Source organism: Clostridium sp. AF23-6LB, assembly GCF_003461085.1.
Lineage (GTDB): Bacteria > Bacillota > Clostridia > Lachnospirales > Lachnospiraceae > Coprococcus > Coprococcus ammoniilyticus.
The window spans coordinates 675,381-693,573 of sequence record NZ_QTWK01000001.1 but is presented as its reverse complement, the minus strand read 5'-3'; the positions used below and the strand labels follow the sequence as shown (position 1 = coordinate 693,573).

At 41.4% G+C, this 18,193-nt stretch carries 19 protein-coding genes; 15 read left to right on the top strand and 4 right to left on the bottom strand.

Annotated elements, in window-relative coordinates; genetic code table 11:
* Positions 1-133 precede the first annotated feature (133 nt).
* Complete coding sequence (locus DWY07_RS03140; protein WP_117822180.1) at positions 134-439, top strand: HIRAN domain-containing protein; 306 nt, start codon at positions 134-136, stop codon at positions 437-439.
* Between the two features lie 57 nt (positions 440-496).
* Here the strand turns inward: DWY07_RS03140 and DWY07_RS03135 are convergent, their stop codons facing one another.
* Positions 497-1,861 carry an MATE family efflux transporter gene (locus tag DWY07_RS03135; protein ID WP_117822179.1) on the bottom strand — a complete coding sequence of 455 codons (1,365 nt, stop codon included), beginning with the start codon at positions 1,859-1,861 and terminating at the stop codon, positions 497-499.
* 338 nt (positions 1,862-2,199) lie between these two features.
* Here DWY07_RS03135 and DWY07_RS03130 point away from each other — a divergent pair, with 338 nt between their 5' ends.
* The 4 genes from DWY07_RS03130 to DWY07_RS03115 are packed head-to-tail and all read left to right on the top strand — an operon-like array spanning position 2,200 to position 5,102.
* Entirely contained in the window at positions 2,200-3,243 is a 1,044-nt protein-coding gene (locus DWY07_RS03130) for a lysylphosphatidylglycerol synthase transmembrane domain-containing protein (protein WP_117822178.1), read from the top strand.
* Positions 3,237-3,857, top strand: coding sequence for a CDP-alcohol phosphatidyltransferase family protein (locus DWY07_RS03125; RefSeq protein ID WP_117822177.1), 621 nt, complete (start codon positions 3,237-3,239; stop codon positions 3,855-3,857). Before DWY07_RS03130 ends, DWY07_RS03125 begins: the two co-directional genes overlap by 7 nt.
* Before the next feature lie 21 nt (positions 3,858-3,878).
* Entirely contained in the window at positions 3,879-4,766 is an 888-nt protein-coding gene (locus DWY07_RS03120; protein WP_117822176.1) for a phosphatidylserine decarboxylase, read from the top strand.
* Positions 4,767-4,811: 45 nt separating this feature from the next.
* A complete protein-coding gene (locus tag DWY07_RS03115; protein ID WP_117807107.1) occupies positions 4,812-5,102 on the top strand; it encodes a hypothetical protein in 291 nt (96 codons plus the stop codon).
* Positions 5,103-5,339: 237 nt separating this feature from the next.
* Here the strand turns inward: DWY07_RS03115 and DWY07_RS03110 are convergent, their stop codons facing one another.
* Entirely contained in the window at positions 5,340-6,662 is a 1,323-nt protein-coding gene (locus tag DWY07_RS03110) for a sodium-dependent transporter (RefSeq protein ID WP_117807108.1), read from the bottom strand.
* Between the two features lie 180 nt (positions 6,663-6,842).
* Here DWY07_RS03110 and DWY07_RS03105 point away from each other — a divergent pair, with 180 nt between their 5' ends.
* From DWY07_RS03105 to mutY, 6 genes are all read left to right on the top strand, one after another.
* A complete protein-coding gene (locus DWY07_RS03105) occupies positions 6,843-7,589 on the top strand; it encodes an NERD domain-containing protein (RefSeq protein ID WP_117822331.1) in 747 nt (248 codons plus the stop codon).
* 13 nt (positions 7,590-7,602) lie between these two features.
* The gene (gene metF, locus DWY07_RS03100) at positions 7,603-8,472 is read left to right on the top strand and encodes a methylenetetrahydrofolate reductase [NAD(P)H] (RefSeq protein ID WP_021943305.1); all 870 of its coding nucleotides are present in this window, start codon (positions 7,603-7,605) and stop codon (positions 8,470-8,472) included.
* A 626-nt stretch (positions 8,473-9,098) separates the two neighbouring features.
* Entirely contained in the window at positions 9,099-10,073 is a 975-nt protein-coding gene (bsh, locus tag DWY07_RS03095; protein ID WP_021943306.1) for a choloylglycine hydrolase, read from the top strand.
* A gap of 73 nt (positions 10,074-10,146) precedes the next feature.
* Complete coding sequence (locus DWY07_RS03090) at positions 10,147-10,773, top strand: metallophosphoesterase (RefSeq protein WP_021943307.1); 627 nt, start codon at positions 10,147-10,149, stop codon at positions 10,771-10,773.
* Between the two features lie 6 nt (positions 10,774-10,779).
* Positions 10,780-11,019, top strand: a complete 240-nt coding sequence (locus DWY07_RS03085) for a hypothetical protein (protein ID WP_008399828.1) — start codon at positions 10,780-10,782, stop codon at positions 11,017-11,019.
* A gap of 113 nt (positions 11,020-11,132) precedes the next feature.
* Positions 11,133-12,185: an A/G-specific adenine glycosylase gene (mutY, locus tag DWY07_RS03080; protein WP_117807112.1), complete on the top strand. Its 1,053-nt coding sequence runs from the start codon at positions 11,133-11,135 to the stop codon at positions 12,183-12,185.
* Here the strand turns inward: mutY and DWY07_RS03075 are convergent.
* Entirely contained in the window at positions 12,168-12,974 is an 807-nt protein-coding gene (locus DWY07_RS03075; RefSeq protein ID WP_117822175.1) for a LytTR family DNA-binding domain-containing protein, read from the bottom strand. The genes mutY and DWY07_RS03075 overlap by 18 nt on opposite strands.
* A gap of 450 nt (positions 12,975-13,424) precedes the next feature.
* Between DWY07_RS03075 and DWY07_RS03070 the strand changes: the two genes are divergently transcribed.
* From DWY07_RS03070 to DWY07_RS03060, 3 genes are all read left to right on the top strand, one after another.
* A complete protein-coding gene (locus DWY07_RS03070) occupies positions 13,425-13,679 on the top strand; it encodes a heavy metal-associated domain-containing protein (protein ID WP_021943313.1) in 255 nt (84 codons plus the stop codon).
* A gap of 364 nt (positions 13,680-14,043) precedes the next feature.
* Entirely contained in the window at positions 14,044-14,235 is a 192-nt protein-coding gene (locus tag DWY07_RS03065; RefSeq protein WP_330584350.1) for a hypothetical protein, read from the top strand.
* A 4-nt stretch (positions 14,236-14,239) separates the two neighbouring features.
* Positions 14,240-15,751 carry a DUF975 family protein gene (locus tag DWY07_RS03060; protein ID WP_117807115.1) on the top strand — a complete coding sequence of 504 codons (1,512 nt, stop codon included), beginning with the start codon at positions 14,240-14,242 and terminating at the stop codon, positions 15,749-15,751.
* Positions 15,752-15,817: 66 nt separating this feature from the next.
* On the opposite strand, the gene DWY07_RS03055 is transcribed toward DWY07_RS03060, so the two are convergent.
* Positions 15,818-16,660: an AraC family transcriptional regulator gene (locus DWY07_RS03055; protein WP_021943318.1), complete on the bottom strand. Its 843-nt coding sequence runs from the start codon at positions 16,658-16,660 to the stop codon at positions 15,818-15,820.
* Between the two features lie 212 nt (positions 16,661-16,872).
* Between DWY07_RS03055 and DWY07_RS03050 the strand changes: the two genes are divergently transcribed.
* A complete protein-coding gene (locus tag DWY07_RS03050; protein ID WP_117822174.1) occupies positions 16,873-18,156 on the top strand; it encodes an extracellular solute-binding protein in 1,284 nt (427 codons plus the stop codon).
* Positions 18,157-18,193 lie beyond the last annotated feature (37 nt).

Genomic DNA, 18,193 nt, shown 5'->3' with positions numbered 1-18,193 from the left:
AGACAGGGACATTCATAAGCAACAAGATATAATGAACGCAAAATTATTTGCTCGCAAGGATGTTGATTTTGCGGAATGCATTGAGTGAGCTATGCTCACGATATAATATATGATCAGAAAGGAGTCGGTATATATGAAGGATATGTATTTTACAATTACAGGATGTAATCATTATCTGGGAAATGAATTTATGGAAAAGGGTATGAAGGTGAAATTGAAAAAGGAACCGGACAATGAGTTTGATTCAGAAGCAATTATGGTGCAGATCAAAGGCATTGGTAAATGTGGTTATGTTGCAAACAGTCCATTCACTGTCAAGGGTGAGTCTTCAAGTGCCGGCCGGTTGTATGACAGGATCGGTAAAACAGCCAAGGGCAAGATTATCGCAGTTATAGATGGCGGTGCAATTTGTAAGATTGTGGAGGATGGAATAAAATAATTTATGAGCAAAAGGCAGCTAATCAGAACTACCAAAGAAGCTATTATTTCATAGTCCCTAAAGTGCTGATTTCTGTCTTCTCTCCACCTTCTTCATATGTCTTACATACACGATAAACAGTGCGCATCCGGTAAATATCCATGAAGCCGCATATACATTCAGCAGCCAGTCAAATGTTGACCGCAGACGGAAGACTGTTCCAAGCCAGATCAAGCGGAAAACAACCGTTCCTAAGATGGTGAAGATTGCAGGTTCCACTGATTTGCCCATACCTCGGAGAGCGGCACTTTCAACCTCGTAAGTAGTGGTCAGACCTTCCAGTGAGCAGACATGATACATACGGATCAAAGCGTAGGCAGCGACTGCTGTACTTTCTGTGTAGATTCCGACGAAAAAGTCACTCCATACGATGAAGATAACTGCGAGAATCTCTGTGAAGACAATGCCAAACAGCATATTTAACCAGAACACCTTCTTGCAGCGTTTGATGTTCCCTGCGCCATAGTTCTGGCTGGTGAAGGTGACCGTTGCCTGTGCAAATGCATTTGCAATGTCATAGGTAAAATATTCAAAATTAAGCGCAAGAGAAGAACCTGCAATCGCAAATTTGCCAAATGAATTAATACCACTCTGGATAAAAACATTCGAGATCGAGAAAATGGTTCCCTGGATACCGGATGGAATACCGATTTGAAGGATCTTGCGCAGATACGGGCGCACAATCTTCATCCGGTTGAACCGGAATGCAAATTCATCATCTCTGCGGTAAAGGTATACCATGACCATAACAGCACTGATAATATTAGAGATTACAGTGGAAATGGCAACACCGGCAACACCCAGATGAAAGCAGATGACGAGGATCAGATTCAGGATGACATTTACGATACCGGAGATGATAAGATAGAACATTGGTCGTCTGGTATCACCGAAGCTTCGCAGAATGGCAGCTCCAAAATTATAAACGGTCATAAACGGAATGCTTAAGAAATAGATGCGGATATATAACAGTGCTTCGGCAAGAACACCGGACGGAGTACCGGATAATTCCAGAATGATCCGGGCAGAGGCAAAGCCGAGGATCATAAGCCCAAGTCCGAGGATTGTGCCAAATGTCAGGATCGTATGTACCATATCGTTGATCTTGTCACGCTGTTTCTGCCCGATCAGATTAGCGAGGACGGCATTTGGTCCCACAGCCAGACCGACGATCAGGTTGACAAAGATGCCGACCAGAGCCACACAGCTTCCGACTGCAGCGAGCGCATTATCTCCGGCAAATCTGCCGACAACAGCGACATCTGCGGAGTTGAATAATTGCTGCAAAATGCTGCTGAATGCAAGTGGCAGTGAAAAAAGGATCAGCTTTCCAACTAATCCCCCGTTTAACATATCCATTTCTTTTGACTGTATCGTTTTCATATCTATAATCCCAAAGTAGTATTTTAAAATGTTTTTTCACACATTAGAAGCAGAATCTATTTAAACACTATCGACAAATGTCGTCAAGATGGGATTATAAAAAATACGCTTTTCTGTAATGTTTTTTCAGTTGTGTTGTCATATAAGCGATGGAAGGTGAATAAGGAATTAAAAACACTTTGCAATACAACATTAAATATTATTAATGTGATATTAATGTCAGATTTAACATTTTTTTCAAACGTTGTGATATACTAAAACAGATATTGGCAAAGACATGGTAAAGAAACAGTAAAAATGCTTCATGCATAAGGCAGTGAAATTGGAAATGAGGACGTATGGAGAGTAAGAAAAAATGGATATTTAATATAATTTTTTTGCTTCTGATCTTTGCGGCAACTTTTTATGGTGTGTTTCATGGCAAGGATATGGGGCGGATCATCGAAATAATTAAAACTGTGAACCCGTTTTGGTTGATTCCCGGCGTTATCTGTGTAATAATCTTCATATGGGGAGAATCTATCATTATTCATTATCTGATGCATTCACTTGGTATAAAGGTAAAGAAATGGATCTGCTTTTTATTTTCATCCGTTGGCTTTTTCTTTAGCTGCATTACTCCGTCTGCATCAGGCGGTCAGCCGGCACAGGTTTACTATATGAAGAAAGAAGATATACCGATTCCAATCTCAACGATGGTATTGTTGATTATAACCATTATCTACAAGATGGTACTGGTACTGCTTGGTATTGCATTGGTGATCTTCGGGCAGGGATTTATACATCGGTATTTATCGGATGCAATCTTCTGGTTTTATCTCGGAATGGGATTGAATGTGGTGTGTGTAGCGATTATGGTTGTATTTGCATTTCATCCGAATTTTGCGAAGTCAATTATGATCAAAGGGCATATTTTGTTAGAACGAATCCATATATTAAAACATAGAAAGTCAAGAGCAAAGAAGCTGGTTCAGTCGATGGATCAGTATCGGGGGGCTGCTGTTTATTTGCAGGAAAATAAAAAGGTGCTGATCGTTGTATTCCTCATTACGATGGTGCAGCGGTTTGCGTTGTTTGCAGCAACCTGGTTCGTATATCTTGCATTTGGATTAAAAGGAACATCAGCGTTTACCGTGATACTTCTTCAGGGCTCGATCGCGGTTGCAGTTGATATGCTGCCGCTTCCGGGCGGAATGGGAATCAGTGAGAAGATATTCCTTGATATCTTCCTTCCGGTATTTGGAAGCATGCTTCTTCTGCCGGGTATGGTATTGTCCCGTGGCTTGGGGTATTATACAGAACTGATCCTCAGTGCGATATTTACGATTGTTGCAAATTTTACTATTGGAAGAAAAAAGAAAAGTGTGGTAGAGAAATGTTAGGTGTTTATGATTATACAGTAATTCTTACATATATCAGTCTGATGGTGTCCATTGGTGGTATGTTATTTTCATTAAATGGAGACTGCCGGATGGCGCTTGTATGTCTGGCAATTTCCGGTTTGTGCGATATGTTTGACGGCAAGGTTGCACGGACAAAGAAAGATCGTACAGAGGCTGAAAAACGATTTGGAATCCAGATCGATTCTCTGGCGGATATTGTCTGCTTTGGAGTTTCACCGGCAATCCTTTGCTACCGCATGGGAATGCGTGGATTGACTGGTGTTGCGATCCTGTTATTCTATGTGCTGGCAGGCCTGATCCGTCTGGCATGGTTCAATGTTTCTGAGGAAGTCAGACAGGATGAGACAGAGGAAAAACGTAAATATTATCAGGGACTTCCGATCACATCTATGGCTGTGCTTCTGCCACTTCTGGCAGTATTTAAGCCGATGCTTGGTAAGCGGGAATTTATGCTCAGCCTTCATGCGTTGGTACTGCTGGTCGGTTTGCTGTTTATTACAAATTTCAAATTCCGTAAACCAAAGAACCGCACACTGGTGATCATCGTTGGCGTTGTAACGCTGGCGGTGCTTCGAATGCTCCATATATGGTAGGAGAAGATTGGAGAAAAGAAAATGAGTATCATATATATAGATCGAAAAGGACATAAAAGACAGGGCGAGACCGGTCAGGATCGCCTGCTTGCATTTATCTATGGACATGCAGTGACGAGGTGTCTGATCCGTCCCTTTCTGTCACCGATAGTGTCCCGCATAGGCGGGACATTTTTGGATACCCGGATTTCAGGACTGGCAGTTCCGGGGTTTGTAAAGAAGAATGGCATTGATCTGTCCTTATATGAGAAACAGATATTTGATTCATATAATGATTTTTTCACTCGAAAGATCAGAGCAGAAGAACGACCGGTTAATCCGGATGCAAATGCGCTGGTCAGCCCAAGTGATGGAAAGGTCAGTGTGTATAAGATCCATGAAAACGGACATTTTCTTATTAAACACACCGAGTATACATTGGAACAGTTGTTGCAGGACAAGAAGCTGGCTAAGAGGTATCTGGACGGACATATTTATGTGATCCGGTTGACGGTAGATGATTATCACAGGTATTGCTATGCAGCAGATGGAAGAAAATCCGAACAGCGTAAGATAGCAGGAATTCTGCATACGGTGAACCCGGTTGCAAATGATGTCTGTCCGATCTACAAGATGAATTCCAGAGAGTATTGTCTGATAAAGACGGAGCGGTTTGGAACGCTTCTTCAGATGGAAGTCGGGGCATTGATGGTTGGTAAGATCAGTAATAATCAGCAAGGCTTGGGATTTGTTCATAAGGGTGTTGAAAAAGGACGATTTGAATTCGGCGGTTCAACGATCATTCTGCTGACACAGAAGAATGTTGTGATACCGGATCGGGATTTATTGGAACATACCGGATCAGGAATGGAAACACTGGTGAAAATGGGAGAGCAGATCGGACGATCAGCGAACCGTTTGGATGCATAATTGGATATGCAGATATATATCGAAAGAATAGTCAGGTGATCATAAATGAAACCAAGATCAGAAGCAAGTAAAAACCTATATCAGATGATGCTTGACCGGGGCTATCCGGTGGAATTCTGCGAGGTTATAACACAGAATCTGAATACAGATTTTACAGCCGGTCGTATGATCGGCTATTTGTCACATTATCAGACCCTTCCTATGGAGGAGGTCGTAGATGAGATGCTCGCGATCCTCACAGACCGCAACCGCATCATGCAGAAAAAAGAACTGGAGCGTAACAACGCCAAGTGGAATGAATACCTGGCAAATGGCATTCCTAATGACGAGGAGTAATGCCGAGATTCAGATATTTTATATTTATAATAATACCCCTATTGATATAACATGAACGAGATTTCGTTGTGAGAATGCACATTGCCAGTAAATGCGGGTGCATGTTTGAGCCCAAAGGGCGAGTTTGCACAGGAGCATTTACGAATCAGGCATGTGCATCGAACAGAAATCGTAGTGTGTTATTCAATAGGGGTATTGTTATAAATAGAAGTATCTGAATCTCGCATTATCCCTGTTTTAGCCGATTCCGCCTAATGCGATTCCAAGTATTAAAACCAGAATGCAGATAGGGCAATAGACATATTTACAGATTGGCAGGAATTTGTCTGTGAACTTCTTTTCACGTCCAAGGTTTACCTGCTCCTCTACATATTTCTTACCGCATACCCAGAAGAACATGATTCCGGCAAGTCCTGCACCAAGCGGGCAGATATAGATGGACAGAACATCCATCCAGCCGGATACGATTCCCTGAATACAGATGGATACGATCACGCCGATTCCTGCGATCACACCACAGGATAATTTACGATTTAATCCAAGCTTTTCCTGAATCGTTGCGATCGGAGCTTCGTACAGATTGATCAATGAGGACAAGCCTGCAAAGAATACTGCAACGAAGAAGATCATGGCGATGATATGTCCGCCCGGCATAGATTTGAACAGGGCAGGCAGATAGATGAACATAAGTCCCGGACCACCCTGGTCTAACTGCGCACCGGTCGTTGCCATAACCGGAATGATAACGAGGGCTGCAAGTAACGCAGCGATCGTATCAAATAAAGCAACCTGTCCGGCAGCTTCCGGTATATTTTCTTCGTCCGGCAGATAAGAGCCATAGATCAGTGTCCCATTTCCTGCAACAGACAGGGAGAAAAATGCCTGGCCAAGTGCGTAGATCCATGTCTTTGGATCGGCGAGAACCTTTGGCTCGATCCGAAAGATATATTTATATCCTTCGGCAGCACCCGGCTGGCAGGCGGTATAGATCGCAAGAATGATAAACAGGATAAAGAACAGAGGCATCAGGATCTTATTTGCCTTTTCGATTCCGTTTCCGATACCAAACATCAGAATGATAATGCCGACAGCGAGTGCAATGATCTGCCACAGGTTATTGCCGAATGCAGAAGCGGTTGAGCCAAATGCGGCACCAAAGGATTCTACATTTTCCGGTGCAAGTGTTGAACCGGTAAATGCACCGATCATATATTTTAAGATCCAGCCCATTACGACAGTATAGCCGATCGCCATGGCAAGTGCGCCAAGTACCGGTATAAAACCAAGAAGTTCGCCAAGTTTTTGTTTACCCTTTGTTCCACAGGCATAGCCGAAAGCGTCGACCGGACCGGATTTGGTAGCACGTCCGAAACTCATTTCGCCGATCACACCGGTGAATCCGATCAGGATAACGAATATGAAGTAAGGGATCAGATAAGAGCCTCCGCCATAGAGGGATACTCTGGTTGGGAACATCCAGATATTACCCATGCCAACCGCTGAGCCGATACAGGCGAGGACAAATCCCCATTTGTTGTTAAATGATTCACGTTTTTTCATCTTTTGATAACTCCTCCAAACAAATTACATACCCATATACTATACAGGAAAATATGGGATTACGCCAGCAAACTTTTCGAAAGTTTTCATGGTGTGGCAGAAAAGAATGTTTTTATTGTCATATTATTGTAGAATTTATATAATAGGGGCATCCGAGAAAAGTATAAGGGGAGGTATGTTATGAACTGGCCAATTTGGGTTATAATAGGTTTTGCTGTAGCGGGTATATTAGTTGGATGGCTGCAGGCAAAGGTTAAAGGAATAATCGGGGAAAAGAAAGTATCGGTGGTTTTAGCGACATTACCAGATAGTGATTATATTATTTTAAATGATGTGATGCTGCCGACAGAAAAGGGAAGTACTCAGATTGATCATATTGTTGTTTCTTTATATGGAATTTTTGTAATTGAGACGAAGAATTATAAAGGATGGATTACAGGAAGTCCATATGCTGAGCAATGGACAAAAAATATGTATGGTAAAAAATATAAATTTTATAATCCAATACGACAGAATTATGGTCATATAAAAAATTTGAGCACAATATTGGGATTGTCGGAAGAAAAATTTATATCCATTGTTGCTTTTTCAGCAAATTCAACAATAAAAGTAAAAAGTAGAGATTATGTGGTTCATATCTTACAGGTGAAAAAGGTTATAAAATCATATAAAGAACCTGTTTTTACACAAGATGAAATCAAACAGTTGGCGGATCGAATTAAGACAATTAATGAAGCATCTAGCGACCTGAGAGTTGGGCATGTTAAGAGAATTAAGGAAGCACAGAATATCAGAAAAAATAATAAGGAAGTTCAGCGGATCTGTCCTAAATGTGGCGGAAAAATAGTATATAAAAGAGGAAAATATGGTAAATTTCTGGGATGCACGAATTATCCCAACTGCAGATATACAAAAAAGATGAAATGACAGGAGGAAATACATGAAGATAAGAGATATTATAGGGCAGGAGAAAGCAACATTGTCATTTGAGGTTTTTCCACCGAAGAAGGATACAGATTTTGCAAGTGTGGAAGCTGCGGCACTTGGAATTGCGGCATTACGGCCGAGTTATATGAGTGTTACATATGGAGCGGGTGGCAGCACAAAAGGACATACGATCAAGCTTGCAAATGAGATTCAAGAAAAATACGGAGTTCCGACGATTGCGCATCTGACCTGTGTATGCGCAAATAAAGACAGCATCCGGACAGCACTTTCTGAAATGAAAAATGCAGGGATTGAAAATATCCTGGCACTTCGTGGGGATATTCCAAAGAATTATGATGGACAGGTATTTACTGATTTTGCTCACGCATCGGAGCTGGTAAAATTAATAAAAGAGAGCGGAGACTTCTGTGTGGGCGGAGCTTGTTATCCGGAGGTTCATCCGGATTCTGCAAACAAGCAGGATGATATTGCAAACCTGAAAAAGAAAGTGGAAGCGGGATGTGAATATCTGACTACACAGATGTTTTTTGATAACAATATTTTCTTTAATTTCATGTATCGTATCAGAGAAGCAGGGATTGCTGTGCCGGTGATTCCGGGAATCATGCCGATCACGAAGCGGGTTCAGGTGAAAAATGCCGTCAAATTATCCGGCTGCAATGTGCCAGAACGTTTCAAGAATATTGTTGACCGGTTTGGAGATACCGAAGCTGCAATGAAGCAGGCAGGTATTGCTTATGCGACTGATCAGATCATAGATCTTCTGGCAAATGGCGTAAAGCACATTCATGTATATTCCATGAACAAGCCGGAGGTGGCAGCAGGAATTCAGGCAAATCTGTCTGATATTTTGCTGGTTTAAAAGATGTACGATTTTTTGTGCATATAAAACTGTAATATAAAGCCATAAACGGGTTGACTGTATAAAAATACAGGAAATTCAAAGAAAATCGGAACTTTATAGGACAGAACAAATGTACAGGAGATCGGAATTATGATAAAAGGATATTTTGTAACGGAAGGTTATATGGGATATGTAGATGGAAGATACCAGCTTTTTGCGGATGAAACAGATTATATTGAATACATGGAAGAATAGAATCTGGAAGCGTCATTCTTGCAGAGACATTTCTGTATAATCAGCTACTCACTATATATAACTCGCTGTGGTTTCTATTCCATGCACATGCCTGATTCGTAAATGCTCCTGTGCAACTCGCCTTCGGCTCATACAAGCACTCGCATTTACTGGCAATGTGCATGTCATAACGAAATCCTCGCTGATGTTATATTATAGTGAATAGCTGGTTATACGGAAATGCTTTTGCAAGAATGCCGCTTTTTATAATTCTTTTATAATTGAACCATTGTTTTATGCGAATGCTAATAGTAACATGTGTAGTATATGAAAATAATAAGAATATAATTTTGAACTTGATGAGTGCAAGATTGCAAAATTGAGAAAACAGGAAAGGATGATGGTTATAGATGTGTACAGCAGCGACGTATAAAACGAAGGATTTTTATTTTGGCAGAACGTTAGATTATGAATTTTCTTATGGGGATGAGATTACGGTGACACCGAGAAAGTTCCCGTTTGAGTTTCGTCATATGGGAAAGAGGTATTCTCATTATGCGATCATTGGCATGGCGCATGTGGCAGGTGGATATCCGCTTTATTATGATGCGATCAATGAAAAGGGTGTTGGTATGGCGGGACTTAATTTTGTTGGAAATGCAGTTTATCAGGCAGTAGAAGCTGGTAGGGATAATGTTGCACAGTTTGAATTTATCCCGTGGATACTTGGACAGTGTGCGGATCTGGACGAGGTACGGGCATTGCTTGACCGGATGAATCTGGTCGGAACACCTTTCAGCGAACAGCTTCCATCGGCACAGTTACACTGGATCATAGCAGATCGAAATGCTGCGATCACAGTTGAGTGTATGGCGGATGGAATGCATATACATGAGAATCCGGTCGGAGTTCTCACGAACAATCCACCATTTGAGACACAGATGTTTTTATTGAATAATTATCAGGGCTTATCTCCGAAGCAGCCGGAAAATACTTTCGCAGAGCAGCTGCAGTTACAGTCTTACAGCAGGGGCATGGGTGCACTTGGTTTGCCGGGTGATCTGTCGTCAGCGTCACGATTTGCGAAGGTCGCATTTACAAAAATGAATTCGAAATCCGGTGACAGCGAGGCTGAGAGTATCAGCCAGTTCTTCCATATTCTCGGATCGGTCGATCAGCAGCGTGGATGCTGTGAAGTGGCAGATGGCAAATATGAGATCACACTCTATACTTCCTGCTGTAATGCAGATAAAGGAATTTATTATTATACAACATACGACAACCACCAGATCACAGGTGTGGATATGCACCATTGTGATCTGGACGGTTCCGAGCTTTTTAGATATCCACTGGTTCAGGGAGAACAGATCCACTGGATGAATTGATATACCTATTTGGTAGAATGTAAACTGGTGAGAGGAAAAATGTCATAAGGACATTGCGAGGTGAAAACACGGAATGAATTATTATATCAGCGATCTGCATTTCTGCTGTGCCAGTCAGCTTGCAGGCAGCGGAAGCGGATATGATGAGAGAGATTATAAGACACTGGAAGAAATGCATACCGATATGCTTGCCAGATGGAACCGGAAGGTGACAAATGGTGATACGGTCTATATCCTTGGCGACCTCAGTAAGCGGGGAAAAAGTGAAGAATTGATTGCACTCGTTGCGCAGTTAAAAGGACATAAGATTCTTGTGCATGGGAACCATGATGATCTGTCAGATTACAGGCTCCGGCAGTTATTTGAGGAGGTTTGTAATTACAAAGAGATTACAGACAACATTCGAGGAAATGCATATAAGCTGGTGCTTTGTCATTATCCAATCCTGTTCTGGAATGGTCAGCATAGAGGGAATATCCTGTTGTATGGGCATACACACCGATCCCCGGAGGATGTGTTTTTTCAGGACTGCATAAAGCGGCTGAATGAACGCAAGGATCTTCATGAGGAAGACCAGGATTTCCTGGCGATCAATGTCGGTTGTATGCAACCGTATATGAATTATGAGCCACAGTCATTGAAGGAACTGTTAGAAGCAAGAGGAATCGAGATCCCGGAAAAAAAGAAAAAAGGAAGGTAATTTCAGATGAAAAGTACATTAATTAAAGACACAACAAAATCAGAACGAATTGCACTTGTAAAACAGTGGGAGGAAGAAGAAGGCTGTGAGAATTCCGGTATGAATTTGATGGAATATTTCAGAGATTACATTGATGGCAAGAAAGAAATTGCAGAAGTAAATGCTGCATTTCGCACAAATTATGTAGTAGAAACACCGGAGACAGAAGAAAAGCCTATGTGTGGCATGGGCGGAAGAAGATTTTAAGTGTATAATTATTATTCTTATCAAAATGACCGGAACGGCAAAAAAATAAAAAATTGCCGCTCTGGTCATTGATAGAGATAAAATACAAAAACGCAACAGGATGGAATGAGTTTATGCAGAATGTATATAAGCAGATCGCGGACAATTTGATCGCATGGTATCCGGAGCATGCCAGAGATCTTCCATGGAGAAAAGATAAAGAACCGTATCATGTATGGTTGTCGGAGATCATGCTGCAGCAGACGAGAGTGGAAGCAGTAAAAGAATATTACAGAACGTTTTTGCAGGAGCTTCCGACGATTGAGGCGCTGGCAGAGGTAGATGATGACCGCCTGATGAAACTTTGGGAAGGACTTGGATATTATAACCGTGCAAGAAATCTGAAAAAGGCAGCAGGAGAAGTGGTGATAGAATGGCAGGGAAACTTCCCTGCAGAATACGATGAGATCCTGAGCCTGCCGGGAATCGGAGAATATACGGCGGGAGCAATCGGCTCGATCTGCTTTGATCTGCCAACTCCTGCGGTGGACGGAAATGTTCTCCGGGTATATACCAGAGTGATGGAAGATCCGTCAAATATCGACAAGCAGGCAGTAAAGAAGAAAATCCGGGAGGAGCTTCTGCAGGTGTACCGGTATGGACATTGCGATATGCTGACACAGAGTCTGATGGAGGTTGGAGCAACAATCTGTCTGCCAAATGGTGCGCCAAAATGTGAGGTATGTCCACTACAGGAATTGTGTAAAGCTCATAAGCATGATTCCTGGCAGCAGTATCCGGTTCGTGAAGCAAAGAAGAAACGGAAAGTGGAAGAAAAAGCGGTGCTGATGCTTCGGTATGAAGATAAGGTTGCGATACGGAAGCGGACAGAGAAAGGGTTGTTACATGGATTGTGGGAATTTCCGAATCTTCCCGGAAGCTACAGCACACAGGAGATCCTTTCGTATGTAACGTCAAAAAATCTCCACCCAAAAGAAATCTGGATGGAGACAACATATACACATATTTTTTCCCATGTAGAATGGCATATGAAAGCCTTTTATATGGAATGTATGGAACAGCAGGCGAAAGATCTTCGTTGGGTTACATTAGAAGAGCTGAAGCAGGAGATTGCGATTCCATCAGCATTTGCACCGTTTAAAGATCTTTTAAATTCCGGTGCCTGATGACCGGGCGTTAATAAAATCCAGAAGCAGACGTTTTACCTGAGTATATTTCTTTTCCGGGATTGGGATTACAAAGCCATCGGACATTGTAAGTTTAAAACGTTCAATTGATGATGCGAAATCAGGATTGATCAAATAACTCTGATGGCAACGCAGGAAATAATCCGGGAAGCGTTTTTCCAGAGAAAGCAGACTTTCTGTAATCTCGTAGGAATCGGAGATTGTATGGATATTGGAGTGTCTGCCATGGGATTCTATGTACAGGATCTGATTCCGATTCAGAAAAAGCAGAGATTTATCTGTACCCTTAAACGACAAACGTTCCGAGCGGGATACGCCGGCAAGCGGCATTCCGCGGAATTTGGAATCGTAATGCACCGGATAGATGGTATCTCGTTCATCGTAAGAGATAGCATTTGAGATATGGCAGAGCCGAATCTGAGGAACTCCGTTGTTCATGATCCAGGACAGATGAATCCTCTGATTAACCCGATTCATGCTGTTATCAGGCCATATCGTATCAACCATAAAGAACATAATGATCTCAACTACCCGGTTGCTGGTCGTAGCAAGAGGAGTAATAACCAGATCATGAAGAACAAATTTTAATTCGTGCTGTTCAGACAGAAATGTGTTGACCAGTACTTTTTTTGTGCGAATCACCTGTTTTTCGGCAGGACCGATCCACAGAATATCTTCATGGCATGCATCGAGAAATGGCGTAATGTTGTTGTCATAATATTGTGTCAATATCTCGCCTGAAAGAGAAACAAAATCCTGAATTGTCATGGGGTGCTCCTTTCTTTTTTTCTATTTTAATCAGAACTATATAAAAATACAACCCGCAAATTGGACAGTGCGTGTATGTTTGATTCGATAAGAAGAGGTAAAAAAGATAAAAATAAATGAAATAAATGGCAAATACTATCCGTTTGGTTAGTGTACAAAAAGTGGTGCAGGGTGATATAATTTGACTATGATCGATAATAGATCAGTGCATTTGGGAATTTAGTATAAAGAAAAGAGCGTGAGACCGATGTGGGGATATCGGTGATGACCGGCAGATTAGGGACTGCCGGTTTTTCCTTTTTATACAGCATGATTTTTCAAAAAGTGATTTGTGAAGTAATATCCGATTAAGCGATAATTAATTCTCAATATAATAGAAACAGAATTGACATATACCCATGTGGGGTATATATTAAATGCGACATAATGAATACGAAAGAAGGAATTGAGATGATAAAGACAACTTTAAAAATTGATGGAATGATGTGTGGTATGTGCGAAGCCCACATGAATGATGTGATCCGTAAGAATTTCAAGGTAAAAAAGGTAACTTCTTCTGCCAAGAGCGGGGAAACGGTGATCATCAGCGAGGACAATATCGATACTGAGGCTGCAAAGAAGGCAATCAAGGATATCGGTTATGAGATGCTTTCCGCAACCAGTGAGCCATATGAGAAAAAGGGCTTATTCCATTTTGGAAAGTAGCAAAAATTTCGCAATCAAAATAAACTGTTTATAAGCAGTATAACATTAGACAGATATATCCACTCTGAAAATATCAATGCATTTTCTATTCGATACACATGTCTGATTCACAAATGCTCCTGTGTGAACTCGCCCTTTGGGCTCAGACATACACCCGCATTTGTTGACAATGTGTATCTTATAACGAAAAATGCATTGAATTCTTTTCCGGGTGGATATATTTGTCTAATGATTAAATGTATGCGTACAGGCAGTTTATTTTGATTGCGAAGTTTTTTTGTAAATTTCAAATTGCATATAAAGATAGAATTTTGTCGAAAGAGATAGTATAATCAGGCTAACGCTTTTGATAGGAGATATGGAAATGTTAGTTTGTGATTATATTGTAAAACAGATTGATGGAGAATATGCGCATCTGCAGAATCTGGATGGTTCCGAAGAGATAAGCTGGTTGCAAGAGCCTTGCTGCCGAATGGGATCGCAGAGGGAACGAAGCTGCACTACGAGCTGTTACAGTATGAGATTATACAGTAAGCAGAGCTGGAGGAGAGCATAAGAATATGAACTGGAATCGAAAAGAACTGAGAAAAGGCGCGTGGAACACGGTGTTTAAGCGTGGAACGATGGCGTGGCTTGCACTGGTTGCAGTCTGCTTCATCTTTGCATTTTTAGGTGTCGATGAATTTGCACAGTCGACATTTGTAAATGGGATTGACAAGGCAATCGGACTGGATACTTCGCATGTAGCAAGTAACGTGGAAATCTTAAAAGACTATGCTGTAAATACACCGATTGTAAAGGATGTTCCGTTTATACATTCGGATTTTGTGATCGGACTGATCGATGTTGCTTCCAAGAGTCAGACATGGATCATTAAGCTGTTAGGCGCAAATGCCGCCTATCTGGAACGTAATACCGGAGAAGTGATCATTGCACTTCTGTTATCCGCATTTATTATGATGATCGTGCATTTCTTTATTCAGAGTGCAGCCATCGTTGGAAAGAATCGGTATGCGATGGAGTGCCGGTACAGTGATAAAGTATCAATCAACCGTATGTTTGCACCATTTCATTTTAAACATTTATTGAGATTGATCTGGACGATGTTCGTATATAAGGTGGTTCTGTTCTTATGGAATCTTACGATCGTCGGTGGTATATACAAATTCTATCAGTACCGGATGATTCCGTATCTGGTTGCAGAGAATCAGACACTTAGCTGGAAAGAGGCAAAAGCTTTATCCAAAGAAATGACAAATGGATACAAATGGAAGATGTTCGTAACAGATCTGTCATGCATTCCTGTTATGCTGTTAAAGCTTGTTCCGATTGCCGGTCTGTTAGTAGCAGTACCGTTTGATGTAGAGATCGACGTGGAGATGTATTTTCATCTTAGAAAGAGAATAGACAGTGAAGCATTTGTTGAGCGTGCATTTGACGGAGCACCATACTGTAAAGGTATAGAAACTGCTGTGCCGGTATATCTCTTGCAGGATGCAGCAGTAGAAGTACCAAAGGGAATCAAGATTAAGAGTGAATACCGGTTGACGGATTTCATCTTTTTCTTCTTCTCATTCTGTTTTGTCGGCTGGGTGTGGGAGGTTATGCTCCATATCGTCAGAGATCATGAGCTTGTAAATCGTGGAACAATGTATGGACCGTGGCTTCCAATCTATGGTGTCGGAGGTGTCGTTATCATCTTCCTGTTAGACCGATTTAAGGCAGATAAATTGAAATTATTCTTGATGTCTATGGGTATCTGTGGCGTGCTCGAATATATCGCAAGCTGGATCCTGGATTTCTTCTTTAATTCCCACTACTGGAATTATAAGAAATTCTTCCTGAATTTAAATGGAAGGATCTGTCTGGTCGGCTTACTTGCATTTGGCATCGGAAGTCTGTTCGGTGTCTATATCGCGGCGCCGAAGCTCAGCCGCTTTATGCATAAGAAGAGCCGGAAAACACAGATCCTGATCTGCGCTGTCTTAAGCACGGTCTTTATCATCGACCTGATCTGTTGTGCGTTATTTGGCTTCAATGCCGGATCCGGCGTAGGTGGAACCTATAACTAAGGAAACGAATCCCCTCCGACAGATAAAACCACATATATATAATCATCTGCCGGAGGGGTTTCTATGTTAGTGATTCTGGTCCCGCCAGTTTTTGGGGGAGACACCATATATATTTTTAAAAGCTCTTGAGAAATGCAGTTGGTTTGGATAGCCGACTGCATTTCCTATATCTGCAATTGATAATTTAGTCATTTTCAGCAGCTCTGTTGCTTTGGACATCCGATAGTTTATCAGGAATTCCTGTGGCGTTTTGCCAATGGAATCATGAAATATCTTTCCCAGATAGCTGCGGTTGATGCCGCAACAGGCAGCTATATCTTCGATAGAGATGTCATAAGGAAAATTCTGCTCTACGAAGTTGATTGCTTCTTTTATATAGTAATCGCTCATTTTACCGGTTTTTATCATCTGGGTAGAGGCGGTGGAACGGGTGAGTGCATCCAGAAAAAGGTAGGAATGACCGATCAGGTGAAATGGCGGTTCGTTTGGGTGATTGGCAATATAGAGCATTTCGTTCATCATGATTTCCCGGTATTCCTTTGAGGTAGCATGATAGATGGGCTGGTCTTTTGAAAAACCGGCAATGTCCAGTGCTTCTTTTACCCGTAATCCATCAAATTCCAGCCAGGTATATTCCCATGGGTTTGTCTCATCTGCGATATAGGTGCTGATCTGTCCCGGATACAGAAGAAAGCCCTGTCCGCTTTTGATCGAATAATTTCTAGTCTCTCCTTTTTTGTCCTGTGCCATTAAAAGTCCGGTTCCGGAGATGACATAATGAAACAGATAGTGGGTTCTGGCAGCCGGACCGAACTGATGGGCCGGTGCACAGCGTTCCCATCCGTACTGGTATAGTCCAAGATCTATAAATTTCTCATTTGGAAATATAGAAAAAAGGTATTCATGCATAAAAAAACCTCCCAAAATTAGAACAAATACACAATATAAACTCTACTGTTTTTTACTATATACCAAAATGCTAGATAAATGCAATAGTGAGACAAAAATAATGCATTTTGGTATAAAAATGGAATTATTACGATATTTTAACAAGCATTATGATATGTTAGAATGAAAATAACTTAAAAAAGCATATTATAAAAGAAGGGAGAAATGTATTTATGCTAAAAGGGAAAAAACTATTATTTGTACTTACAATGATGACTGGTTTCTGCTTACTGGCGGGGTGTGGCAAGAATAATAAAGACGGAAAAACAGTGATCGAACTGGTACAGTACAAGCCGGAAGCAACCTCTTATTTTGAAGAAGTTGAGGAACGGTTTAATGCCAGTCATGATGATATTGAATTGAAGATCAGTTCTCCGAACGATGCAATGACGGTGTTGAAGACCAGATTTGTTCGTGAAGATAATCCGGATATCATTGGTATTGGCGGTGACATCAATTATTCGAATTTTATTGATGCCGATATGTTGATGGATATTTCTGATTTTGATGGACTGGCAGATATAAAGGAAAATTATCTGACGATCTGTGAGAATCTGAAATTTATTCCAACAGAAGGAACATACAGTGTTCCATATGTGGCAAATGCTGCCGGTATCCTGTACAACCGGGATATGTTTGAGGAGCATGGCTGGAAGATCCCGGAAACATGGGATGAGCTTCTTGCATTATGTGATGAGATTAAAGCAGAAGGAATTCTTCCGTTTTATATGGGCTACAAGGATACATGGACCTGTCTTTCTCCATGGAACAGTGCAGTAGCTTCATTGACATCTTCGACCGTATGTAAGGATGTTAATAAGGGAGAAACGACATTTTCCGATCAGTATGTTCAGGTTGCGGAAGAAATGAAAACCCTGCTTCAGTATGGAGAAGCCAATCCGGTTGCATATTCTTATAATGATGCTTGTACAGCATTTGCAAAAGGTGAGTCAGCAATGTATATGATCGGAAGCTATGCTGTACCACAGATCCAGTCAGTAAATCCGGATATCAATATTGATTCATTTGTATTCCCGGCTTCTAACAATAAGGATGACATGGTTCTGACATCCGGTGTAGACCTTCAGTTCTGCGTGATGGAAGACTGTCCGAATAAGGAAGCAGCCTATGAAGTCCTCCGTTTCCTGTTAGAGGATGAAAATGTACAGGACTATATAGACAATCAGAATGCAGTACCTTGTAAGAAAGGTGATTTCAAGCTTGCATCTATGTTAGACGGTATGCAGGAATATCTGGACAACGGAATCGTGACTGATTATCAGGATCATTTTTATCCATCTGAGATGGCAGTAGATGCATTGATTCAGACTTATCTGTTAGATGGAGATACAGAAGCGTTTTTGAAGAAATTTGATACGGAATGGAAACGGTACAATCGTGACCTGATCACAAAGGTTCGCAAATATGAGCAGGAGCATTCCGGAGAGGAGGAATAGAAATGGATACAAAAAAGACAGAAGATATGAAGTTTGC